The following is a 16,584-nucleotide window of genomic DNA, read 5'->3' as shown; positions in this document are numbered from 1 at the left end:
GGATGGGGACGAGTAGCGGCGTACGCAGCCCAGAGCGACCCGGGGACGGTGGAAGCCCGGGGGCGAGCGCGACGTGAAGATCACCCCGGAGCCGTCGGAAGAACGCCGCGGAGGACCCGCCGCGGGGAGTAGAACCGGCATCGCGACCCAATGAGGGGGCTCACCGGCGTGTCCGTCGCACCGGGGGCCAAGGAGGGTGGTACCGCGGGAGCGCGCCGCACACGGCGTCGACAGGCCAGAAGGCTCTCGTCCCTCCGACGGAAGGCAGCAAGTTCCGTTGGAGGAAGCTCGCAGATGACAGCGCCGACCTACCGCCAGGTACCCGCCCAGGTCGACCTGCCCGTGCTGGAACACGGGGTGCTCGACTTCTGGCGTGAGCAGAAGATCTTCGCCAAGACCCTGGAGCAGTCCGAGGGCCGCCCCGAGTGGGTGTTCTACGAAGGCCCACCCACCGCCAACGGCATGCCCGGCGCGCACCACATCGAGGCCCGCGTCTTCAAGGACGTCTTCCCCCGCTTCCGCACCATGCGCGGCTACCACGTGGGCCGCAAGGCGGGCTGGGACTGCCACGGCCTCCCGGTGGAGCTGGCGGTCGAGAAGGAGCTGGGCTTCTCCGGCAAGCAGGACATCGAGGCGTACGGCATCGCCGAGTTCAACGCCAGGTGCCGCGAGTCCGTGCTGCGGCACACCGACGCTTTCTCCGAGCTGACGACCCGCATGGGCTACTGGGTCGACCTGGACGACGCCTACGTCACGATGGACCCCGAGTACATCGAATCGGTCTGGTGGTCGCTGAAGGAGATCTTCAGCAAGGGGCTGCTGGTCCAGGACCACCGCGTCGCCCCCTGGTGCCCGCGGTGCGGCACGGGCCTGTCGGACCACGAGCTGGCGCAGGGCTACGAGACGGTCGTCGACCCGTCCGTCTACGTCCGATTCCCCCTCACCTCCGGCCCGCTCGCGGGCGAGGCCGCACTCCTGGTGTGGACGACCACCCCCTGGACCCTGGTGTCCAACACGGCGGTCGCCGCGCACCCCGAGGTCACCTACGTCGTCGCGACCGACGGCGAGGAGCAGCTGGTCGTCGCCGAGCCGCTGCTCGCCCAGGCCCTCGGCGAGGGCTGGCAGGCCACGGGCCGGACCTTCACCGGCGCCGAAATGGAGCGCTGGACGTACCGCCGCCCGTTCGAGCTGGTGGAGTTCTCCGGGTTCCCGCAGCCCGCCCACTACGTCGTGAACGCCGAGTACGTGACGACCGACGACGGTACGGGCCTGGTGCACCAGGCCCCCGCCTTCGGTGAGGACGACCTGAGGGTGAGCCGTGCCTACGGCCTGCCGGTGGTGAACCCGGTCCGCCCGGACGGCACCTTCGAGGAGGACATCCCGCTGGTCGGCGGCGTCTTCTTCAAGAAGGCCGACGAAACGCTCACCGAGGACCTGCGCGCGCGTGGTCTCCTCTTCCGCCACCTGCCCTACGAGCACAGCTATCCGCACTGCTGGCGCTGCCACACCGCGTTGCTCTACTACGCGCAGCCGTCCTGGTACATCCGCACCACGGCGGTCAAGGACCGGCTCCTGGAGGAGAACGAGAAGACCAACTGGTTCCCGGACACGGTCAAGCACGGCCGGTACGGCGACTGGCTGAACAACAACATCGACTGGGCGCTGTCCCGCAACCGCTACTGGGGCACCCCGCTGCCCATCTGGCGCTGCGCGGACGACCACCTCACCTGCGTCGGCTCCCGGGCCGAACTCACCGAGCTGACCGGCACCGACCTGTCGGGACTCGACCCGCACCGCCCGTTCATCGACGAGGTCACCTTCGCCTGCCCCGAGTGCGGCGAGCGGGCCACGCGCGTGCCCGAGGTCATCGACGCCTGGTACGACTCGGGCTCGATGCCGTTCGCGCAGTGGGGCTACCCGTACAAGAACAAGGAGCTGTTCGGGAGCCGGTACCCGGCGCAGTTCATCTCCGAGGCGATCGACCAGACCCGTGGCTGGTTCTACACGCTGATGGCGATCGGCACGCTGGTCTTCGACAAGTCGTCGTACGAGAACGTGGTCTGTCTCGGCCACATCCTCGCCGAGGACGGCCGCAAGATGTCCAAGCACCTGGGCAACATCCTGCAGCCGATCCCGCTCATGGACCGGCACGGCGCCGACGCGGTGCGCTGGTTCATGGCGGCCGGCGGTTCGCCGTGGGCGGCCCGCCGGGTGGGCCACGGCACCATCCAGGAGGTCGTCCGCAAGACGCTCCTCACCTACTGGAACACGGTCGCCTTCCAGGCCCTGTACGCGCGCACGTCCGACTGGGCGCCGTCCGCCGCCGACCCCGCCCCGGCCGACCGTCCGGTGCTGGACCGCTGGCTGCTCTCCGAACTGCACGCGCTCACCGACCAGGTGACGCAGTCCCTGGAGGCGTACGACACCCAGCGGGCCGGCAAGCTGCTGTCCGCGTTCGTCGACGACCTCTCGAACTGGTACGTCCGCCGCTCGCGCCGCCGCTTCTGGCAGGGCGACAAGGCCGCGCTGCGCACCCTGCACGAGGTCGTCGAGACGGTGACGAAGCTGATGGCCCCGCTGACCCCGTTCATCACCGAGCGGGTCTGGCAGGACCTGATCGTGCCGGTCACCCCGGACGCACCCGAGTCGGTGCACCTGGCGTCCTGGCCCGAGGCGGAGCTGTCCGCGATCGACCCGGAGCTGTCGAAGCAGATGGTCCTGGTCCGCCGGCTGGTGGAGCTGGGCCGCGCCACGCGCGCGGAGTCGGGCGTCAAGACCCGGCAGCCGTTGTCCCGGGCGCTGGTCGCGGTCGCGGGTTTTGACTCGCTCGACCCCGAGCTGCACGCACAGATCACCGACGAGCTGAACGTCAGCTCCCTTGCCTCGCTCTCGGAGGTCGGCGGCTCCCTCGTCGACACGACGGCCAAGGCGAACTTCCGGGCGCTCGGCAAGCGGTTCGGCAAGCGCGTCCAGGACGTGGCCAAGGCCATCGCGAACGCCGACGCGGCGGCGCTGTCCCTGGCCCTGCGCGAGGGTACGGCGTCCGTGGAGGTCGACGGCGAGACCGTCGCCCTCGCCCCGGACGAGGTGATCATCACGGAGACCCCGCGCGAAGGCTGGTCGGTGGCCTCGGACTCGGGCGCGACCGTGGCGCTCGACCTGGAGATCACGGAGGAGCTGCGTCAGGCGGGTCTCGCCCGGGACGCGATCCGGCTGATCCAGGAGGCCCGCAAGAACAGCGGCCTCGACGTGGCCGACCGGATCGCGCTGCGCTGGACCTCGACCGACCCCGCCGTCATCGCGGCCCTGTCCGAGCACACCGGCCTGATCGCCGACGAGGTCCTGGCCACGGACTTCGGTCAGGGCGAAGCGGACGACTCCTACGGTGAGCCGTTCACCGACGAAGGGCTGTCGCTGGCGTTCCGGCTGCGCAAGGCGTAGGGCGTAGGACGTATCGGTCCCGCGTCCCGGTCCCGCGTCCCGGTCCCGCGTCCCGGTCGTCCCGCTCCCGGTCACCGGGTTCGGTTCCGGGACGTCCGGACATGGCGCAGGCCCGGTTCCCCGACGGCCCGACGGAAGCCGGGCCTGCATCTTCCCGGACGGCCTGCGCCGTCCGGGCGGGCCTGCACCGTCCGGGACCGGGCCGCGAACCCGCGGAGCGGGCCGGATCGAACCGATGTCCCCCTGAACAAGGCCCCCTCCGGGCCGTTGCTTCGGCGTTGCGTCCGCCGGGCAGGTGCCCCACCCCCGAACACACACGCCCAGAACCAGGCACGCACAGCGCACAAGGGCGGGGCTCCGGATCAGTATCCGGAGCCCCGCCCTTGTGAACGCTTCCGACGTCTACGGCGTATTACCTACCGTGCGGCGGCCTTCAGTTGTCGTCCTCGTCGATGAGGAACCCGCGCATCGGCGAGGGAGCCTGGCCCATCGGACCGGGACCCTGCGGACGGACGGGGGCCATCGGCTGAGTCATCGCCGGGGACATCTGCTGCTGACCGCCGTAGGACGGTGCGGGCGGCGCGGGCGGGCCGCCCATCGTCTGGTTGCCGCCGTAGGACGGGGCACCGGCACCGGCCGGAGCCATGGACGGCGCCGGAGACGGCGGCAGCGACGCGGCGGCCGGGGTGCGCGGCGGTGCCAGCGAGTCGTCGGCCTGGGTCTCCAGCTGACGCAGCTGCGACTCCAGGTACGACTTCAGGCGCGTCCGGTACTCCCGCTCGAAGCCGCGCAGATCCTCGACCTTGCGCTCCAGCGTGGCGCGGGCGGACTCCAGGGAGCCCATGGCGACGCGGTGCTTCTCCTGCGCATCCCGCTCCAGGGCGTCGGCCTTGGCACGGGCGTCGCGCTCCAGACCCTCGGCACGGCTGCGGGCCTCGCCGACGATCTTGTTCGCCTCGGAGCGGGCCTCGGCGATCGCCTGGTCGGCGGTCTGCTGGGCCAGCGAGAGGACACGGGCGGCGCTGTCGCCGCCGGGGCCCTGACCCGGGCCGCCCATGGGGCCGCCACCCTGACCGGGGCCACCCATCGGACCGCCCATGGGCCCGCCCATCGGGCCACCCATCTGCTGCTGCATGGGGGGCTGACCACCCATCGGGCCCTGACCCATCGGACCCTGACCCATCGGACCCTGACCCATCGGGCCGGGACCCTGCGGACCCGGTCCCTGCGGACCAGGACCCTGACCGCCTGGGCCGGCGGGCAGTTGCGGAGCACCGCTCGGCAGCTGGGGCGGGCCGCCCATGGGGCCGCCCATCTGCTGCTGCGGCGGGCCCGATATGCCGGCGGGCACCGGAGCGCCGGGACCTCGCATTCCCTGCTGCTGGTCCGGTTCCGGAGGCTTGCGCATGTTCTGCTGGTTCTGGGCGGCGGCACGCGTGGCGGCCGCCAGCTTGGCGCGCAGGTCCTCGTTCTCACGGAGCAGACGGGTCAACTCGGCTTCGACCTCGTCGAGGAAGGCATCGACCTCGTCCTCGTCATAGCCTTCTCGGAGGCGGACGGTCGTGAACTGCTTGTTCCGCACGTCCTCGGGGGTCAACGGCATCTCTTCACCTCAACGTAGTCGTCGGCATTCGGCAAGACGGTAGTTCACATCGCTCACAGCCGACTCACGATCGCGATCAGGATGTAGACGATGATCATCAGTACGAAGAAGGACAGGTCGAGCGCCACGCCCCCGAGACGCAGCGGCGGGATGAACCGCCGCAGAAGCTTGAGCGGTGGATCGGTGACAGTGTAGGTGGCCTCCAGAATGACCACCATCGCCTTGCCGGGTTGCCACGAGCGGGCGAACTGGAAGACGTAGTCCATGACCAACCGGAAGATGAGCACGATGAGGAAGCACATCAACGCGATGTAGATCACGTCCAGGAACACACTCATGATCCGTGCTTCCCTCTCCCCTGTTCCGCGCGCTGTCCGGTGTTGTGTCTCAGCTCTGGTTGAAGAACCCGCCCTCTGCGATTCGGGCCTTGTCCTCCGCCGTGACATCGACGTTAGCAGGCGACAACAGGAACACCTTCTGCGTCACCCGCTCGATGCTGCCGTGAAGACCAAACACCAATCCCGCGGCAAAGTCGACAAGTCGCTTCGCGTCCGTGTCGTCCATCTCGGTCAGATTCATGATCACCGGAGTGCCCTCACGGAAGTGTTCCCCGATGGTACGGGCCTCGTTGTAGGTCCGGGGGTGCAGCGTGGTGATCCGGTAAGGCTCTCGTTCCGACACGACCTTGGGCATGATCACCGGTGCGTTCTTCTCCAGGGACTGACGTTCTTGTGTGATGGACGCCACGGGCGCGATGCGCGCAGGACGCCCGGATTCCGCGGACAGCGAAGCGGAATGGGACACCGGTTCGCGTGGTGCCGGTGGCTGCAGCACGCGTGCCGATTCGTCCCTTTGGGACTGATGTGCCCCGTGCGACTGGTGGGACGGTTCGTGCCGTCTGTGGTCCCGCTCCGGCTCCGGGTCCAGTTCGGGCTCGAAGTCGTCGTCGGGGTCGAATCCCCGGCCGTCGTACCCATCGTCCTCCACGAGGCCGAGGTAGACCGCCATCTTGCGCATCGCGCCGGCCATGCTCTGAGTCCTCCGCTCTGTGGTGGATCGACTGACGACTGCCAAGTGCCTGCGATCCACGAGGTCGTTGCGCCGCCTTTCAGCGACATTGACCATATTTTCTGCTGTGGTCCGACTTCTTGGCGACGTTACCCGAGCCTGGGGCGGACTCCGAGTACCGCGGTGCCGACGCGCACATGTGTCGCCCCGGCTGCCACGGCCTGTTCGAGGTCCGCGCTCATCCCCGCTGACACCATGTTCGCAGCCGGATGGGCTCGGCGCAGGTCGGTCGACAAATCCATCAACCGATCGAACGCCGCTCGTTGACGCCCCGCGTACTCCCCGGCGAGCGGAGCGACGGTCATCAGCCCGTCGAGCCGCAGCCCCGGAGCACCGGCGACGAGATCGGCCAACTCTTCGATTCCGCCCGGTGCCACACCGCCCCGCTCACCGACGGACGTTCCCCCGGCGGTCGACGTCGATGTCGCCGGTACCGACGGGTCCGCCGCGTCCAGCGCGACCTGGATGAGGCAGCCCACCTCGCGGCCGGTGCGCACGGCCTCCTTCGAGAGCGCCGCGACGAGCCGGGAACGGTCGACGGACTGCACGACATCCGCGTAACCGACCACGGAACGCACCTTGTTGGTCTGCAGCTGACCGACGAAGTGCCAGGCGAGAGGCAGATCCGAACAGACGGCGGCCTTGGGCGCGGCGTCCTGGTCGCGGTTCTCGGCCACGTGCCGCACACCGAGCTGCGAGAGGATCCGCACATCGCTCGCCGGGTAGGTCTTGGTGACCACGATCAGGGTCACCTCGTCCCGCTCGCGCCCGGCCGCCGCGCATGCCGCGGAGATCCGTTCCTCCACCTTCGCCAGATTTGCGGCGAGTTCAGCCTTACGGTCCGTCATGCCCTATCAGTCCAGCCACACATAGCTCGCGAGCCGCCCGGTGGTGCGGTCGCGGCGGTACGAGAAGTGATCGTCCGACTCCAGCGTGCACACCGGCGACTGCGCCCGGTCGCGTACCCCGAGCCGTTCGAGCTGTGCGTGCACGCCGGCGCTCACGTCGACCGCCGGCGTGCCCCAGCTCGTCTCGGAGTGCGCCGCCGGTTCGGTGGCACAGACGTCGGCGCGCATCGCATCCGGTACCTCGTAGCACCGGCCGCAGACCGCGGGTCCGGTGCGGGCGACGATCCGGGCCGGATCCGCGCCCAGCTCGGTCATCGCCCGGACCGCGGCGGGCACCACTCCGGCGACCAGGCCGGGCCGGCCCGCATGGGCCACGGCGGCGACGCGGGCGACGGGGTCGGCGAGCAGGACCGGTGTGCAGTCCGCGGTGAGCACGGCGAGCGGGAGCCCGGGCCGTGCCGTGACGATCGCGTCGACCTCCGGCACCGGCTTGTCCGCCCAGGGACCGTCGACCACCGCGACCGCGGCGCCGTGCACCTGGTTCATCCAGACCACCTGCGTCGGGTCGATGCCGAGCGACTTGGCGGCCAGTTCGCGGTTCGTGCGGACGGCGGCCGGGTCGTCGCCGACCGCGCCGCCGAGGTTCAGCTCCTCGTACGGAACGGCGCTCACCCCGCCCCACCTGTCGGTGAAAGCGAAGTGCGCGCCGTTCTCGGTGTCGCGCTGTCCTATCACTTCAGGAAGTCCGGGACGTCCAGTTCCTCGGCCGCGCTGTCCGCGTAGCTGCGCGGCGCCGGCGGCACCGGCGGGGCGACCGGCGGCTCGCTGGCCGGGACGGGCGCGGGCTCCGCGTCCTCCTTCGGGGTCACGCTGCCCAGCGAGCCGAAGGACGGGCGGCTCTCGGGCTGCCGCGCCGGAGCGGGTTCCTCGCGGCGGCCCGAGGAGGCCGAGCCGAGAGTGTTCTCCCGGCGGGTCGGCGGCTGGCCGCCGTCGAAGCCGGCCGCGATCACGGTGACCCGCACCTCGTCGCCGAGGGCGTCGTCGATGACCGCGCCGAAGATGATGTTGGCCTCGGGGTGGGCCGCCTCGCTGACCAGCTGGGCGGCCTCGTTGATCTCGAACAGCCCGAGGTCGGAGCCGCCGGAGATGGAGAGCAGCACGCCCCGGGCGCCGTCGATGGAGGCTTCCAGCAGCGGCGAGGAGATCGCCATCTCGGCCGCGGCCACCGCGCGGTCGTCGCCGCGGGCCGAGCCGATGCCCATGAGGGCGCTGCCGGCCTCGGACATGACCGACTTCACGTCGGCGAAGTCGAGGTTGATCAGGCCGGGCGTGGTGATCAGGTCGGTGATGCCCTGGACACCGGAGAGCAGGACCTGGTCGGCGGACTTGAAGGCGTCGAGCACCGAGACCTGGCGGTCCGAGATGGACAGCAGCCGGTCGTTCGGAATGACGATGAGGGTGTCGACCTCTTCGCGGAGTTCGGCGATGCCGTCCTCGGCCTGGTTCGCGCGGCGCCGGCCCTCGAAGGTGAACGGGCGGGTGACCACACCGATGGTGAGGGCGCCCAGGGAGCGTGCGATGTTGGCCACGACGGGCGCCCCGCCGGTGCCGGTGCCGCCGCCTTCACCGGCCGTCACGAAGACCATGTCGGCCCCCTTGAGGACCTCCTCGATCTCCTCGCGGTGATCCTCGGCGGCCTTGCGGCCGACGGCCGGGTTGGCACCGGCGCCGAGTCCGCGGGTGAGTTCGCGGCCGACGTCGAGCTTGACGTCGGCGTCGCTCATCAACAGCGCCTGCGCGTCGGTGTTGATGGCGATGAACTCGACGCCCTTGAGACCGACTTCGATCATCCGGTTGATGGCATTGACACCACCGCCGCCGACACCGATGACTTTGATGACTGCGAGGTAGTTCTGCGGTGCTGCCACGTCGAAGGCCTCTCGCCTCGATTACGTGTCGCCGCCTCGCGATCCTGCCGCGAGCCGACGACTGATGCCGAATGGGACGGTCCGAACGCCGACCCGAACCCTAACCCTGAAGTTTAGGGTTACCAGTGTGTCTGTTCCTTGGACTCTCCGAACAGGACACTAAGTCGACAAGTGGCGCACGTTCAACGAACACGCCGAACCTCCCGTTTTTCTTTTCACCCTATGTGATCAGCCGTAGCAGTGCCCACCCAGGGTGCTGGCCTGCGCTGATGTACGTCAACTTGCTGCTGACGCGGGTGCGGTGGGGACCGTGACGTCGAAGTGCCGCGCATCGGGTGCGGCTTTCATGAGGGCAGTGAGCGCGCGGGACTTCGCGGGGCCGTTCTCGGCGCTTCCCCACACGACCGTGCGCCCGCCGGCCAACTCCAGGGAGATGTCGTCGTAGGAACCGACCTTGACGGTCCGGGTGGTGTGCGCGACGGCGGCCGGAATGTCGGCGGCGACCCGCACCGCGGCACGTACGACGGCGTCGGCGCCGAAACGCCGCAGACTCGCGGCGGCCGAACCCGATCGGGACAGTGACAATTCCAGTGCGGGAACACCTTTCGGCGCCCGGGAAACCGTGGCGAAACGGACACCTTCCGCATCCACTTCGATGAACTCCGCACCCTTCTTCATGACCAGAACCGGAGTGCGTTCGGTCACCTTCAACGTGATGGTGTCCGGCCATGAGCGGGAGACGTCGACCGTGTCAATTCGCGGCAGTTTCCGGCGGAGTCGGGACTCGATCTCGTCGATGTCGACCGACACCATCGGCGCCCCGACCGGAACGGCTGCGGCCGAGCGCACCTGCGCCGGCGTCAGCACCCGCGTCCCGGAGACGGAGACCCGGTCCGTGCGCAGCCACGACGATCCGTACAACAGCCAGACGCAACCGGCCCCGAGGAGGAGGACGACCACGGCCAGGATGACGATCGTACGAAGGCGGCGTTTCCTCAAGAGGCGGGCGGGCGGCGGGCCGGACGACTCCTGCTTGCGTTCACCGCGCTCGGCGGTGCTCGGTCCGGCCACGCACGTTCCCTTTCCTGGCTCGGTTCGCCTCCGGGGCGCCTGAGCGGGTGCCGGGGGTGCGATCGTGCTCGATCCTGCGCGCGTTCGCGCTCCCGGCACCGGCGTCCCTCCGGCTCACGCAGGATGCTAGTGCCGGTGCGCGGCGATGGCCTCGTACACCATGCCGACGAGCAGGTCGTCGGCGTCCCGGCGGCCGAACTCGCTCGCGGCACGGGACATCTCGTACAGCCGGTGCGGATCGGCGAGCACGGGCAGCACGTTCTGCTGCACCCACTCGGGTGTGAGTTCCGCGTCGTCGACGAGGAGCCCGCCGCCGGCCTTCACCACCGGCTGGGCGTTCAGGCGCTGTTCGCCGTTGCCGATCGGCAGCGGGACGTAGGCGGCGGGGAGCCCGACGGCGGAGAGTTCCGCGACGGTCATCGCGCCCGCGCGGCAGAGCATGATGTCGGCCGCCGCGTACGCGAGGTCCATCCGGTCCAGGTAACTTACCGGAATGTAGGGGGGCATTCCCGGCATGTGCTGGACGTGCGGCAGTTCGTTCTTCGGGCCGACCGCGTGCAGGATCTGGACGCCGGCCTGCTGGAGCCAGGGGGCGACCTGCTGGACCACCTCGTTGAGGCGGCGGGCGCCCTGCGAGCCGCCGGAGACGAGCAGCGTGGGCAGATTGGGGTCGAGGCCGAACCGGGCCCGGGCCTCCGGGCGTGCGGCGGCCCGGTCCAGCGTGGCGATGGAGCGGCGCAGCGGAATGCCGATGTAGCGGGCCCCGCGCAGCTTGCTGTCCGGGGTGGAGACGGCGACCTGGGCCGCGTACCGGGAGCCGATCTTGTTGGCCAGGCCGGGGCGGGCGTTGGCCTCGTGGATCACGATCGGCACGCCGAGCCGCTTGGCCGCCAGGTAGCCGGGCAGCGCGACATAGCCGCCGAAGCCGACGACGGCGTCCGCCTTGGTGCGCTCCAGGATCTGCTCGGCCGCCTTGATGGTGCCGCGCAGCCTGCCCGGGACGGTGATCAGCTCGGGGGTGGGCTTGCGCGGCAGCGGCACCGCCGGGATCAGCGCCAGCTCGTAGCCGCGCTCGGGAACGAGCGTGGTCTCCAGGCCGCGCTCCGTGCCCAGGGCCGTGATCCCCACGGTCGGGTCCTGCCTGCGCAAGGCGTCCGCGAGGGCGAGCGCGGGCTCGATGTGGCCCGCGGTACCCCCGCCGGCGAGTACGACATGCACCGAAATTCACCGCTCTCCGGACGGACGCGCCGCAGGGGCACGCCGTCGCATCGTGTTCCATCTCCGAGGCTGCCGGCCGAGACCGGAGCCCCCCGCCCGCTTTCTACCAAAGCGAGGTTGCCGCGCCGCAAGCGCTGCCCGCGCAGCGGGGTCGTCGCGCGCGAAGGCGATCAGCAGCCCGATGGCGAACATGGTCGGCAGCAGGGCGGACCCTCCGTAGGAGAACAGCGGGAGCGGGACGCCGGCGATCGGCAGCAGGCCGAGCACCGCACCGATGTTGATCACTGCCTGGGCGGTGATCCAGGTGGTCACGCCTCCCGCGGCATACCTCACGAAGGGGTCCTCCGTGCGTCCGGCCACGCGGATACCCGCATAGCCTAGAGCCGCGAAGAGGGCCAGCACCGACAGCGTCCCCGCGAGGCCCAGTTCCTCACCGGTGACGGCGAAGATGAAGTCGGTGTGGGCTTCGGGGAGTTGGCCCCATTTTTCCACACTGGCGCCGAGGCCGGAGCCGAAGAGTCCGCCGGAGGCGAGGGCATAGATGCCGTGCACGGCCTGGTAGCAGTCGACGGTGCCCGACACGGGTTCGGTGGCGCCGATGCAGGCGAGCCGGTTCATCCGGTTGTCGCTGGTCTTGATGAGGATCACGCCGAGCGTGGCGGCGATCGACAGCACACCGACGAACAGCCTGGTCGGCGCCCCCGCGAGCCACAGCAGTCCGAACAGGATCGCCGTCAGGATGATCGCCGTTCCCATGTCGCCGCCGAGCATGATCAGTCCGAGCAGCAGGAAGGCGACCGGGACGAGCGGCACCAGCATGTGCTTCCACTGCGCCAGCAGCTTCCTGTCCTGCTTGCGCGCGATCAGGTCGGCGCCCCACAGCACCAGCGCGAGCTTGCCGAACTCGCTCGGCTGGATCTGGAACGAGCCGCCGAGGGAGATCCAGTTCTGGTTGCCGTTCACCGCCATCCCTATCCCCGGCACCTGCACCAGGGCCATGAAGAAGACGGCGCCCGCGAGGATCGGGTAGGCCAGCGCCCGGTGCAGCTTCACCGGCATGCGGGCGGCGGCGAACATCAGTCCGCCGCCGATGAAGGCGGCCAGGAACTGCTTGCGGAAGAAGTACGACCCCGGCAGCGCCAGCTGCAGCGCCTTGATCTGGGACGCCGAGTAGACCATCACCAGGCCGAGCACGGTGATCAGCAGGCTGCCGCCGAGGATCAGGTAGTACGCGGTGAGCGGCCGGTCCCAGGCCTTCTTCAGGCGCCTGCGCAGGCGGCGCAGCGGATCGTCGCGGTACGGCACGGAGGGCGCGGGCCGCCGCACGGACCGTTGCAGGGGAGGGCGGCCCGTACGGCTACTGGACATCACCGGCTCCTGCCCGGCCGCGGGAGAGCCTCCCGCCGGGGATCGCCCCGGTCCGTTCGGGCACTGGCAGCCACATCCGAGTCACGCGTCCCTCCATGGGTCCCGAAGCACCCGCCGTGGCCGAGACCCGCCGTCAGGCGCCCGCGCCGAGCCCGCGGACCGCCTCCGCGAACGCGTCACCGCGCTTGTTGTAATTGGTGAACATGTCCATGGAGGCACAGGCCGGGGCGAGGAGCACTGTATCGCCGGGCCGCGCCAGCCGCTTCGCCTCCTGGACCGCCTGGAGCATCGCCCCAGTGTCGGTCCGGTCGAGGTCGACCACCGGTACCTCGGGGGCGTGTCGCACGAGGGCTTCCCGGATCAGGGCGCGGTCCGCGCCGATCAGTACGGCGCCGCGCAGCCGCGGTGCCGCCTCGGCGACGAGTTCGTCGAAGGCCGCGCCCTTCGCCAGGCCGCCGGCGATCCACACGATGGACGGGTAGGCGGCCAACGAAGCCTGAGCCGCGTGCGTGTTGGTGGCCTTGGAGTCGTCGACGTAGGCGACGCCGTCCACGTCGGCGACGTGCGCGATGCGGTGGGCGTCCGGGGTGAAGGCCCGCAGGCCGTCCCGTACCGCCGTGGCCGGTACGCCGTAGGCGCGGGCGAGGGCCGCGGCGGCCAGGGCGTTGGCGATGTTGTGCGGGGCGGGCGGGTCGATGTCGGAGACCTCCGCCAGTTCCTGGGCCTGCTTGTGCCGGTCCGGCACGAAGGCGCGGTCGACCAGGATGCCGTCCACGACGCCGAGTTGGGAGGGGGCGGGGGCGCCGAGGGTGAAGCCGATGGCCCGGCAGCCCTCCTCGACGTCCGCCGCGCGCACCAGGTCCTCGGTCCCCTTGTCGGCCGTGTTGTAGACGCAGGCGACCCGGTTCCCCGCGTAGACGCGGCCCTTGTCGGCGGCGTACGCCTCCATGGAGCCGTGCCAGTCGAGGTGGTCGGGTGCCAGGTTCAGGACGGCGGCGGAGTGGGCGCGCAGCGAGGGCGCCCAGTGCAGCTGGTAGCTGGACAGCTCCACCGCGAGGACGTCGTACTCGGTGGGGCCGAGGACCGCGTCGAGCAGGGAGACGCCGATGTTGCCGACGGCGGCGGTGCGCAGGCCCGCCGCCTCCAGGATGGCGGCGAGCATCCGGACGGTGGTGGTCTTGCCGTTGGTGCCGGTGACGGCCAGCCAGGGCGGGGCGTTCTCGCCGCGCAGCCGCCAGGCCAGCTCGACGTCGCCCCAGACGGGCACGCCGGCCTGGGCGGCTGCGGCGAACAGCGGCTTGTCCGGCCGCCAGCCGGGCGCGGTGACGACCAGGTCGGTGCCGTCGGGCAGGGTGTCGCCGTCACCGAGGCGCACGGCCATGCCCAGCGCCGTCAGCTCGGCGGCCTGGGCGCGGGCCCGCTCGTCGGCGCCGTCGTTGACCACGGTGACCCGCGCGCCGAGGCCGTGCAGTGCTCTGGCCGCCGGGACACCGGAGACGCCGAGTCCCGCGACGGTGACGTTCCTACCCTGCCAGTCGGTCACTTGTCCGCTGCCCATCCCGCATAGAAGAGACCTAGTCCGACAATCACACAGATGCCTTGAATGATCCAGAATCTGACCACCACGAGGACTTCGGACCAGCCCTTGAGTTCGAAGTGGTGCTGCAGCGGCGCCATCCTGAAGACGCGCTTGCCGGTGAGCCGGAAGGAGCCGACCTGGATGACGACCGACATGGTGATCAGGACGAACAGACCGCCCATGACGGCCACCAGCAGCTCCGTACGGGACAGGATGGCCAGGCCGGTGACGACGCCGCCGAGCGCCAGCGAGCCGGTGTCACCCATGAAGATCTTGGCCGGCGAGGTGTTCCACCACAGGAAGCCGAGGCAGGAACCCATCAGCGCGGAGGCGATCACCGCGAGGTCGAGCGGATCCCGCACCTCGTAGCAGGCGTTGGGGTTGGTCAGGGTCGCCGCGTTGGCGCAGGACTCCTGGAACTGCCAGACCCCGATGAACGTGTACGCGCCGAAGACGAGCACGGAGGCTCCGGTGGCCAGACCGTCCAGACCGTCGGTCAGGTTCACGCCGTTCGACATCGCGAGGATCATGAACAGCGCCCAGACCACGAACAGCACCGGGCCGATGGACCAGCCGAAGTCCGTGATGAACGACAGCTTCGTGGACGCCGGGGTGTTGCCGCGGGCGTCGGCGAACTGGAGCGAGAGCACCGCGAAGGCGATGCCGACGATCAACTGGCCGGCCATCTTCGCCTTGGCCCGCAGACCCAGCGAACGCCGCTTGACGATCTTGATGTAGTCGTCGAGGAAGCCGACCAGGCCCATGCCGCACATGAGGCCGAGCACCAGCACACCCGAGTAGGTCGGGGCGTAGCCGGTGATCACCTTGGACAGGAAGTAGGCCACGACCGTCGCCAGGATGAAGGCGATACCGCCCATCGTCGGCGTACCGCGCTTGCTGGCGTGCTCGCGCGGGCCGTCGTCGCGGATGTACTGCCCGTAGCCCTTGCGGGCGAGGAGCTTGATCAGCAGCGGGGTGCCGATCAGCGTCAGGAAGAGACCGATGACGCCCGAGAACAGGATCTGCTTCATCATCGGGCATCGACCCCCTCGGCGCCGGTCTGGAGGAGCGCCTGCGCAACGCTCTCCAGCCCCACCGAACGGGACGCCTTCACGAGAACCATGTCCCCCGGGCGCAACTCGCTGCGCAACAGGTCGACCGCCGCCTGTGCGTCGGACACGTGCACCGACTCCTCACCCCACGAACCCTCGTTATATGCGCCCAGTTGCAGCCAGGACGCTTCCCTGCCCCCGACCGCGACGAGCTTGCTGACGTTGAGCCGGACGGCGAGCCGTCCGACCGCGTCGTGCTCGGCGAGTGCCTCGTCCCCGAGCTCGGCCATCTTGCCGAGCACCGCCCACGTGCGTCCCCCCTTTGCCCGTGAGGCTTCGCCCATGGCTGCCAGCGCGCGCAGGGCGGCCCGCATGGACTCGGGGTTGGCGTTGTAGGCGTCGTTGACGATGGTCACGCCGTCCGGGCGCTCGGTGACCTCCATCCGCCAGCGGGAGAGGGTGCCCGCCTCGGAGAGCGCTGTCGCGATCTCACTCGGGGACATGTCCAGCTCATGGGCGACGGCGGCCGCGGCAAGCGCGTTCGACACGTGGTGCTCACCGTACAGGCGCATGGTCACATCGCTTGCACCGGAGGGTGTGTGAAGCCGGAAGGAGGGCTGACCGCTGTCCGTGAGTCGCACGTTCTCGGCGCGTACGTCCGCTTCGCCGGACTCTCCGAAAAGGACCACCTTCGCCTTCGTACGGGAGGCCATGGCCCGTACGAGCGGATCGTCGGCGTTGAGGACCGCCACGCCGCCGTCGGCCGCCGCGGGCAGCGCCTCCACGAGTTCGCCCTTCGCCTGTGCGATCTGTTCCCGGCCGCCGAACTCGCCGATGTGCGCGCTGCCGACGTTGAGGACGAGGCCGATCCTGGGCGGGGTGAGGCCGGTGAGGTAGCGGATGTGGCCGATCCCGCGGGCGCCCATCTCCAGCACGAGGAACTTCGTCTCCCCGGTGGCGGACAGCGCGGTCAGCGGCAGCCCGATCTCGTTGTTCAGCGAGCCGGGCGTGAACACGGTCGGCGCCTTGCACCGGAGCACCTGGGCGATCAGGTCCTTGGTGCTGGTCTTGCCCACGGAGCCGGTGAGGGCCACGAGGGTGGCGCCGAGCCGGGCGACGACGTGCCGCGCGAGGGCGCCGAGGGCGCCCTGGACGTCCGCGACGACGATCGCGGGCACGCCGACTGGGCGCGACGCCAGTACGGCGACCGCGCCCGCCTCGACGACCGCGCGCGCGAAGTCGTGGCCGTCCACGTTTCCACCGGCGAAGGCGGCGAACAGGCTGCCCGGCACCGCCTCGCGGGAGTCACGGACGACCGGCCCGGTGACCTGGACGGACGGATCCGGTATGTCGTGTGTCTGCCCGCCGACGATTTCTGCGATCTCGGCGAGAGAGAGGGCGATCACAA

At 70.2% G+C, this 16,584-nt stretch carries 13 protein-coding genes; 1 reads left to right on the top strand and 12 read right to left on the bottom strand.

The annotated features are described in order from the left end of the window. Positions 1-294 precede the first annotated feature (294 nt). Complete coding sequence (ileS, locus tag ACFYPJ_RS18470; protein ID WP_389017801.1) at positions 295-3,441, top strand: isoleucine--tRNA ligase; 3,147 nt, start codon at positions 295-297, stop codon at positions 3,439-3,441. 433 nt (positions 3,442-3,874) lie between these two features. Here ileS and ACFYPJ_RS18465 read toward each other — a convergent pair whose 3' ends face one another. From ACFYPJ_RS18465 to murF, 12 genes are all read right to left on the bottom strand, one after another. Beyond that, entirely contained in the window at positions 3,875-5,044 is a 1,170-nt protein-coding gene (locus tag ACFYPJ_RS18465; protein ID WP_389017799.1) for a DivIVA domain-containing protein, read from the bottom strand. A gap of 53 nt (positions 5,045-5,097) precedes the next feature. Continuing rightward, the gene (locus ACFYPJ_RS18460; protein WP_376537246.1) at positions 5,098-5,382 is read right to left on the bottom strand and encodes a YggT family protein; all 285 of its coding nucleotides are present in this window, start codon (positions 5,380-5,382) and stop codon (positions 5,098-5,100) included. A 49-nt stretch (positions 5,383-5,431) separates the two neighbouring features. Further along, the gene (locus ACFYPJ_RS18455; protein ID WP_389017795.1) at positions 5,432-6,073 is read right to left on the bottom strand and encodes a cell division protein SepF; all 642 of its coding nucleotides are present in this window, start codon (positions 6,071-6,073) and stop codon (positions 5,432-5,434) included. Positions 6,074-6,201: 128 nt separating this feature from the next. Then, positions 6,202-6,960: a YggS family pyridoxal phosphate enzyme gene (locus ACFYPJ_RS18450; protein ID WP_389017792.1), complete on the bottom strand. Its 759-nt coding sequence runs from the start codon at positions 6,958-6,960 to the stop codon at positions 6,202-6,204. Positions 6,961-6,966: 6 nt separating this feature from the next. Then, positions 6,967-7,695, bottom strand: coding sequence for a peptidoglycan editing factor PgeF (gene pgeF, locus ACFYPJ_RS18445; protein WP_389017789.1), 729 nt, complete (start codon positions 7,693-7,695; stop codon positions 6,967-6,969). After that, positions 7,692-8,888, bottom strand: coding sequence for a cell division protein FtsZ (ftsZ, locus tag ACFYPJ_RS18440; protein ID WP_389017786.1), 1,197 nt, complete (start codon positions 8,886-8,888; stop codon positions 7,692-7,694). The genes pgeF and ftsZ overlap by 4 nt, the downstream gene beginning before the upstream one ends. A gap of 276 nt (positions 8,889-9,164) precedes the next feature. Then, positions 9,165-9,959 (bottom strand): cell division protein FtsQ/DivIB, encoded by a 795-nt coding sequence (locus ACFYPJ_RS18435; protein ID WP_389017783.1) that lies wholly within the window; start codon positions 9,957-9,959, stop codon positions 9,165-9,167. A 126-nt stretch (positions 9,960-10,085) separates the two neighbouring features. Then, complete coding sequence (murG, locus tag ACFYPJ_RS18430) at positions 10,086-11,177, bottom strand: undecaprenyldiphospho-muramoylpentapeptide beta-N-acetylglucosaminyltransferase (RefSeq protein ID WP_389017780.1); 1,092 nt, start codon at positions 11,175-11,177, stop codon at positions 10,086-10,088. Positions 11,178-11,183: 6 nt separating this feature from the next. Beyond that, on the bottom strand, positions 11,184-12,545 hold the full coding sequence (ftsW, locus tag ACFYPJ_RS18425) for a putative lipid II flippase FtsW (RefSeq protein ID WP_389017777.1): 1,362 nt from the start codon (positions 12,543-12,545) through the stop codon (positions 11,184-11,186). Between the two features lie 133 nt (positions 12,546-12,678). Further along, on the bottom strand, positions 12,679-14,088 hold the full coding sequence (murD, locus tag ACFYPJ_RS18420) for a UDP-N-acetylmuramoyl-L-alanine--D-glutamate ligase (RefSeq protein ID WP_389017774.1): 1,410 nt from the start codon (positions 14,086-14,088) through the stop codon (positions 12,679-12,681). After that, the gene (gene mraY / locus ACFYPJ_RS18415; protein ID WP_389018172.1) at positions 14,085-15,155 is read right to left on the bottom strand and encodes a phospho-N-acetylmuramoyl-pentapeptide-transferase; all 1,071 of its coding nucleotides are present in this window, start codon (positions 15,153-15,155) and stop codon (positions 14,085-14,087) included. Before mraY ends, murD begins: the two co-directional genes overlap by 4 nt. Beyond that, the gene (gene murF, locus ACFYPJ_RS18410; RefSeq protein WP_389017771.1) at positions 15,155-16,582 is read right to left on the bottom strand and encodes a UDP-N-acetylmuramoyl-tripeptide--D-alanyl-D-alanine ligase; all 1,428 of its coding nucleotides are present in this window, start codon (positions 16,580-16,582) and stop codon (positions 15,155-15,157) included. Before murF ends, mraY begins: the two co-directional genes overlap by 1 nt. Positions 16,583-16,584 lie beyond the last annotated feature (2 nt).

The sequence above is a fragment of the Streptomyces sp. NPDC006012 genome, assembly GCF_042871185.1.
Classification (GTDB): Bacteria; Actinomycetota; Actinomycetes; order Streptomycetales; family Streptomycetaceae; genus Streptomyces.
Note: the sequence above shows the minus strand (reverse complement) of the source record. Positions and strands in the feature narration are given on the sequence as shown.

Excerpts from the sequence above, each read along its gene's own strand:
- mraY (WP_389018172.1), bottom strand. The coding sequence starts at position 15,155 with ATGAAGCAGATCCTGTTCTCGGGCGTCATCGGTCTCTTCCTGACGCTG.
- ACFYPJ_RS18465 (WP_389017799.1), bottom strand. The coding sequence starts at position 5,044 with ATGCCGTTGACCCCCGAGGACGTGCGGAACAAGCAGTTCACGACCGTC.
- ACFYPJ_RS18455 (WP_389017795.1), bottom strand. The coding sequence starts at position 6,073 with ATGGCCGGCGCGATGCGCAAGATGGCGGTCTACCTCGGCCTCGTGGAG.
- ileS (WP_389017801.1), top strand. The coding sequence starts at position 295 with ATGACAGCGCCGACCTACCGCCAGGTACCCGCCCAGGTCGACCTGCCC.
- ACFYPJ_RS18460 (WP_376537246.1), bottom strand. The coding sequence starts at position 5,382 with ATGAGTGTGTTCCTGGACGTGATCTACATCGCGTTGATGTGCTTCCTC.
- ftsW (WP_389017777.1), bottom strand. The coding sequence starts at position 12,545 with ATGTCCAGTAGCCGTACGGGCCGCCCTCCCCTGCAACGGTCCGTGCGG.
- ACFYPJ_RS18450 (WP_389017792.1), bottom strand. The coding sequence starts at position 6,960 with ATGACGGACCGTAAGGCTGAACTCGCCGCAAATCTGGCGAAGGTGGAG.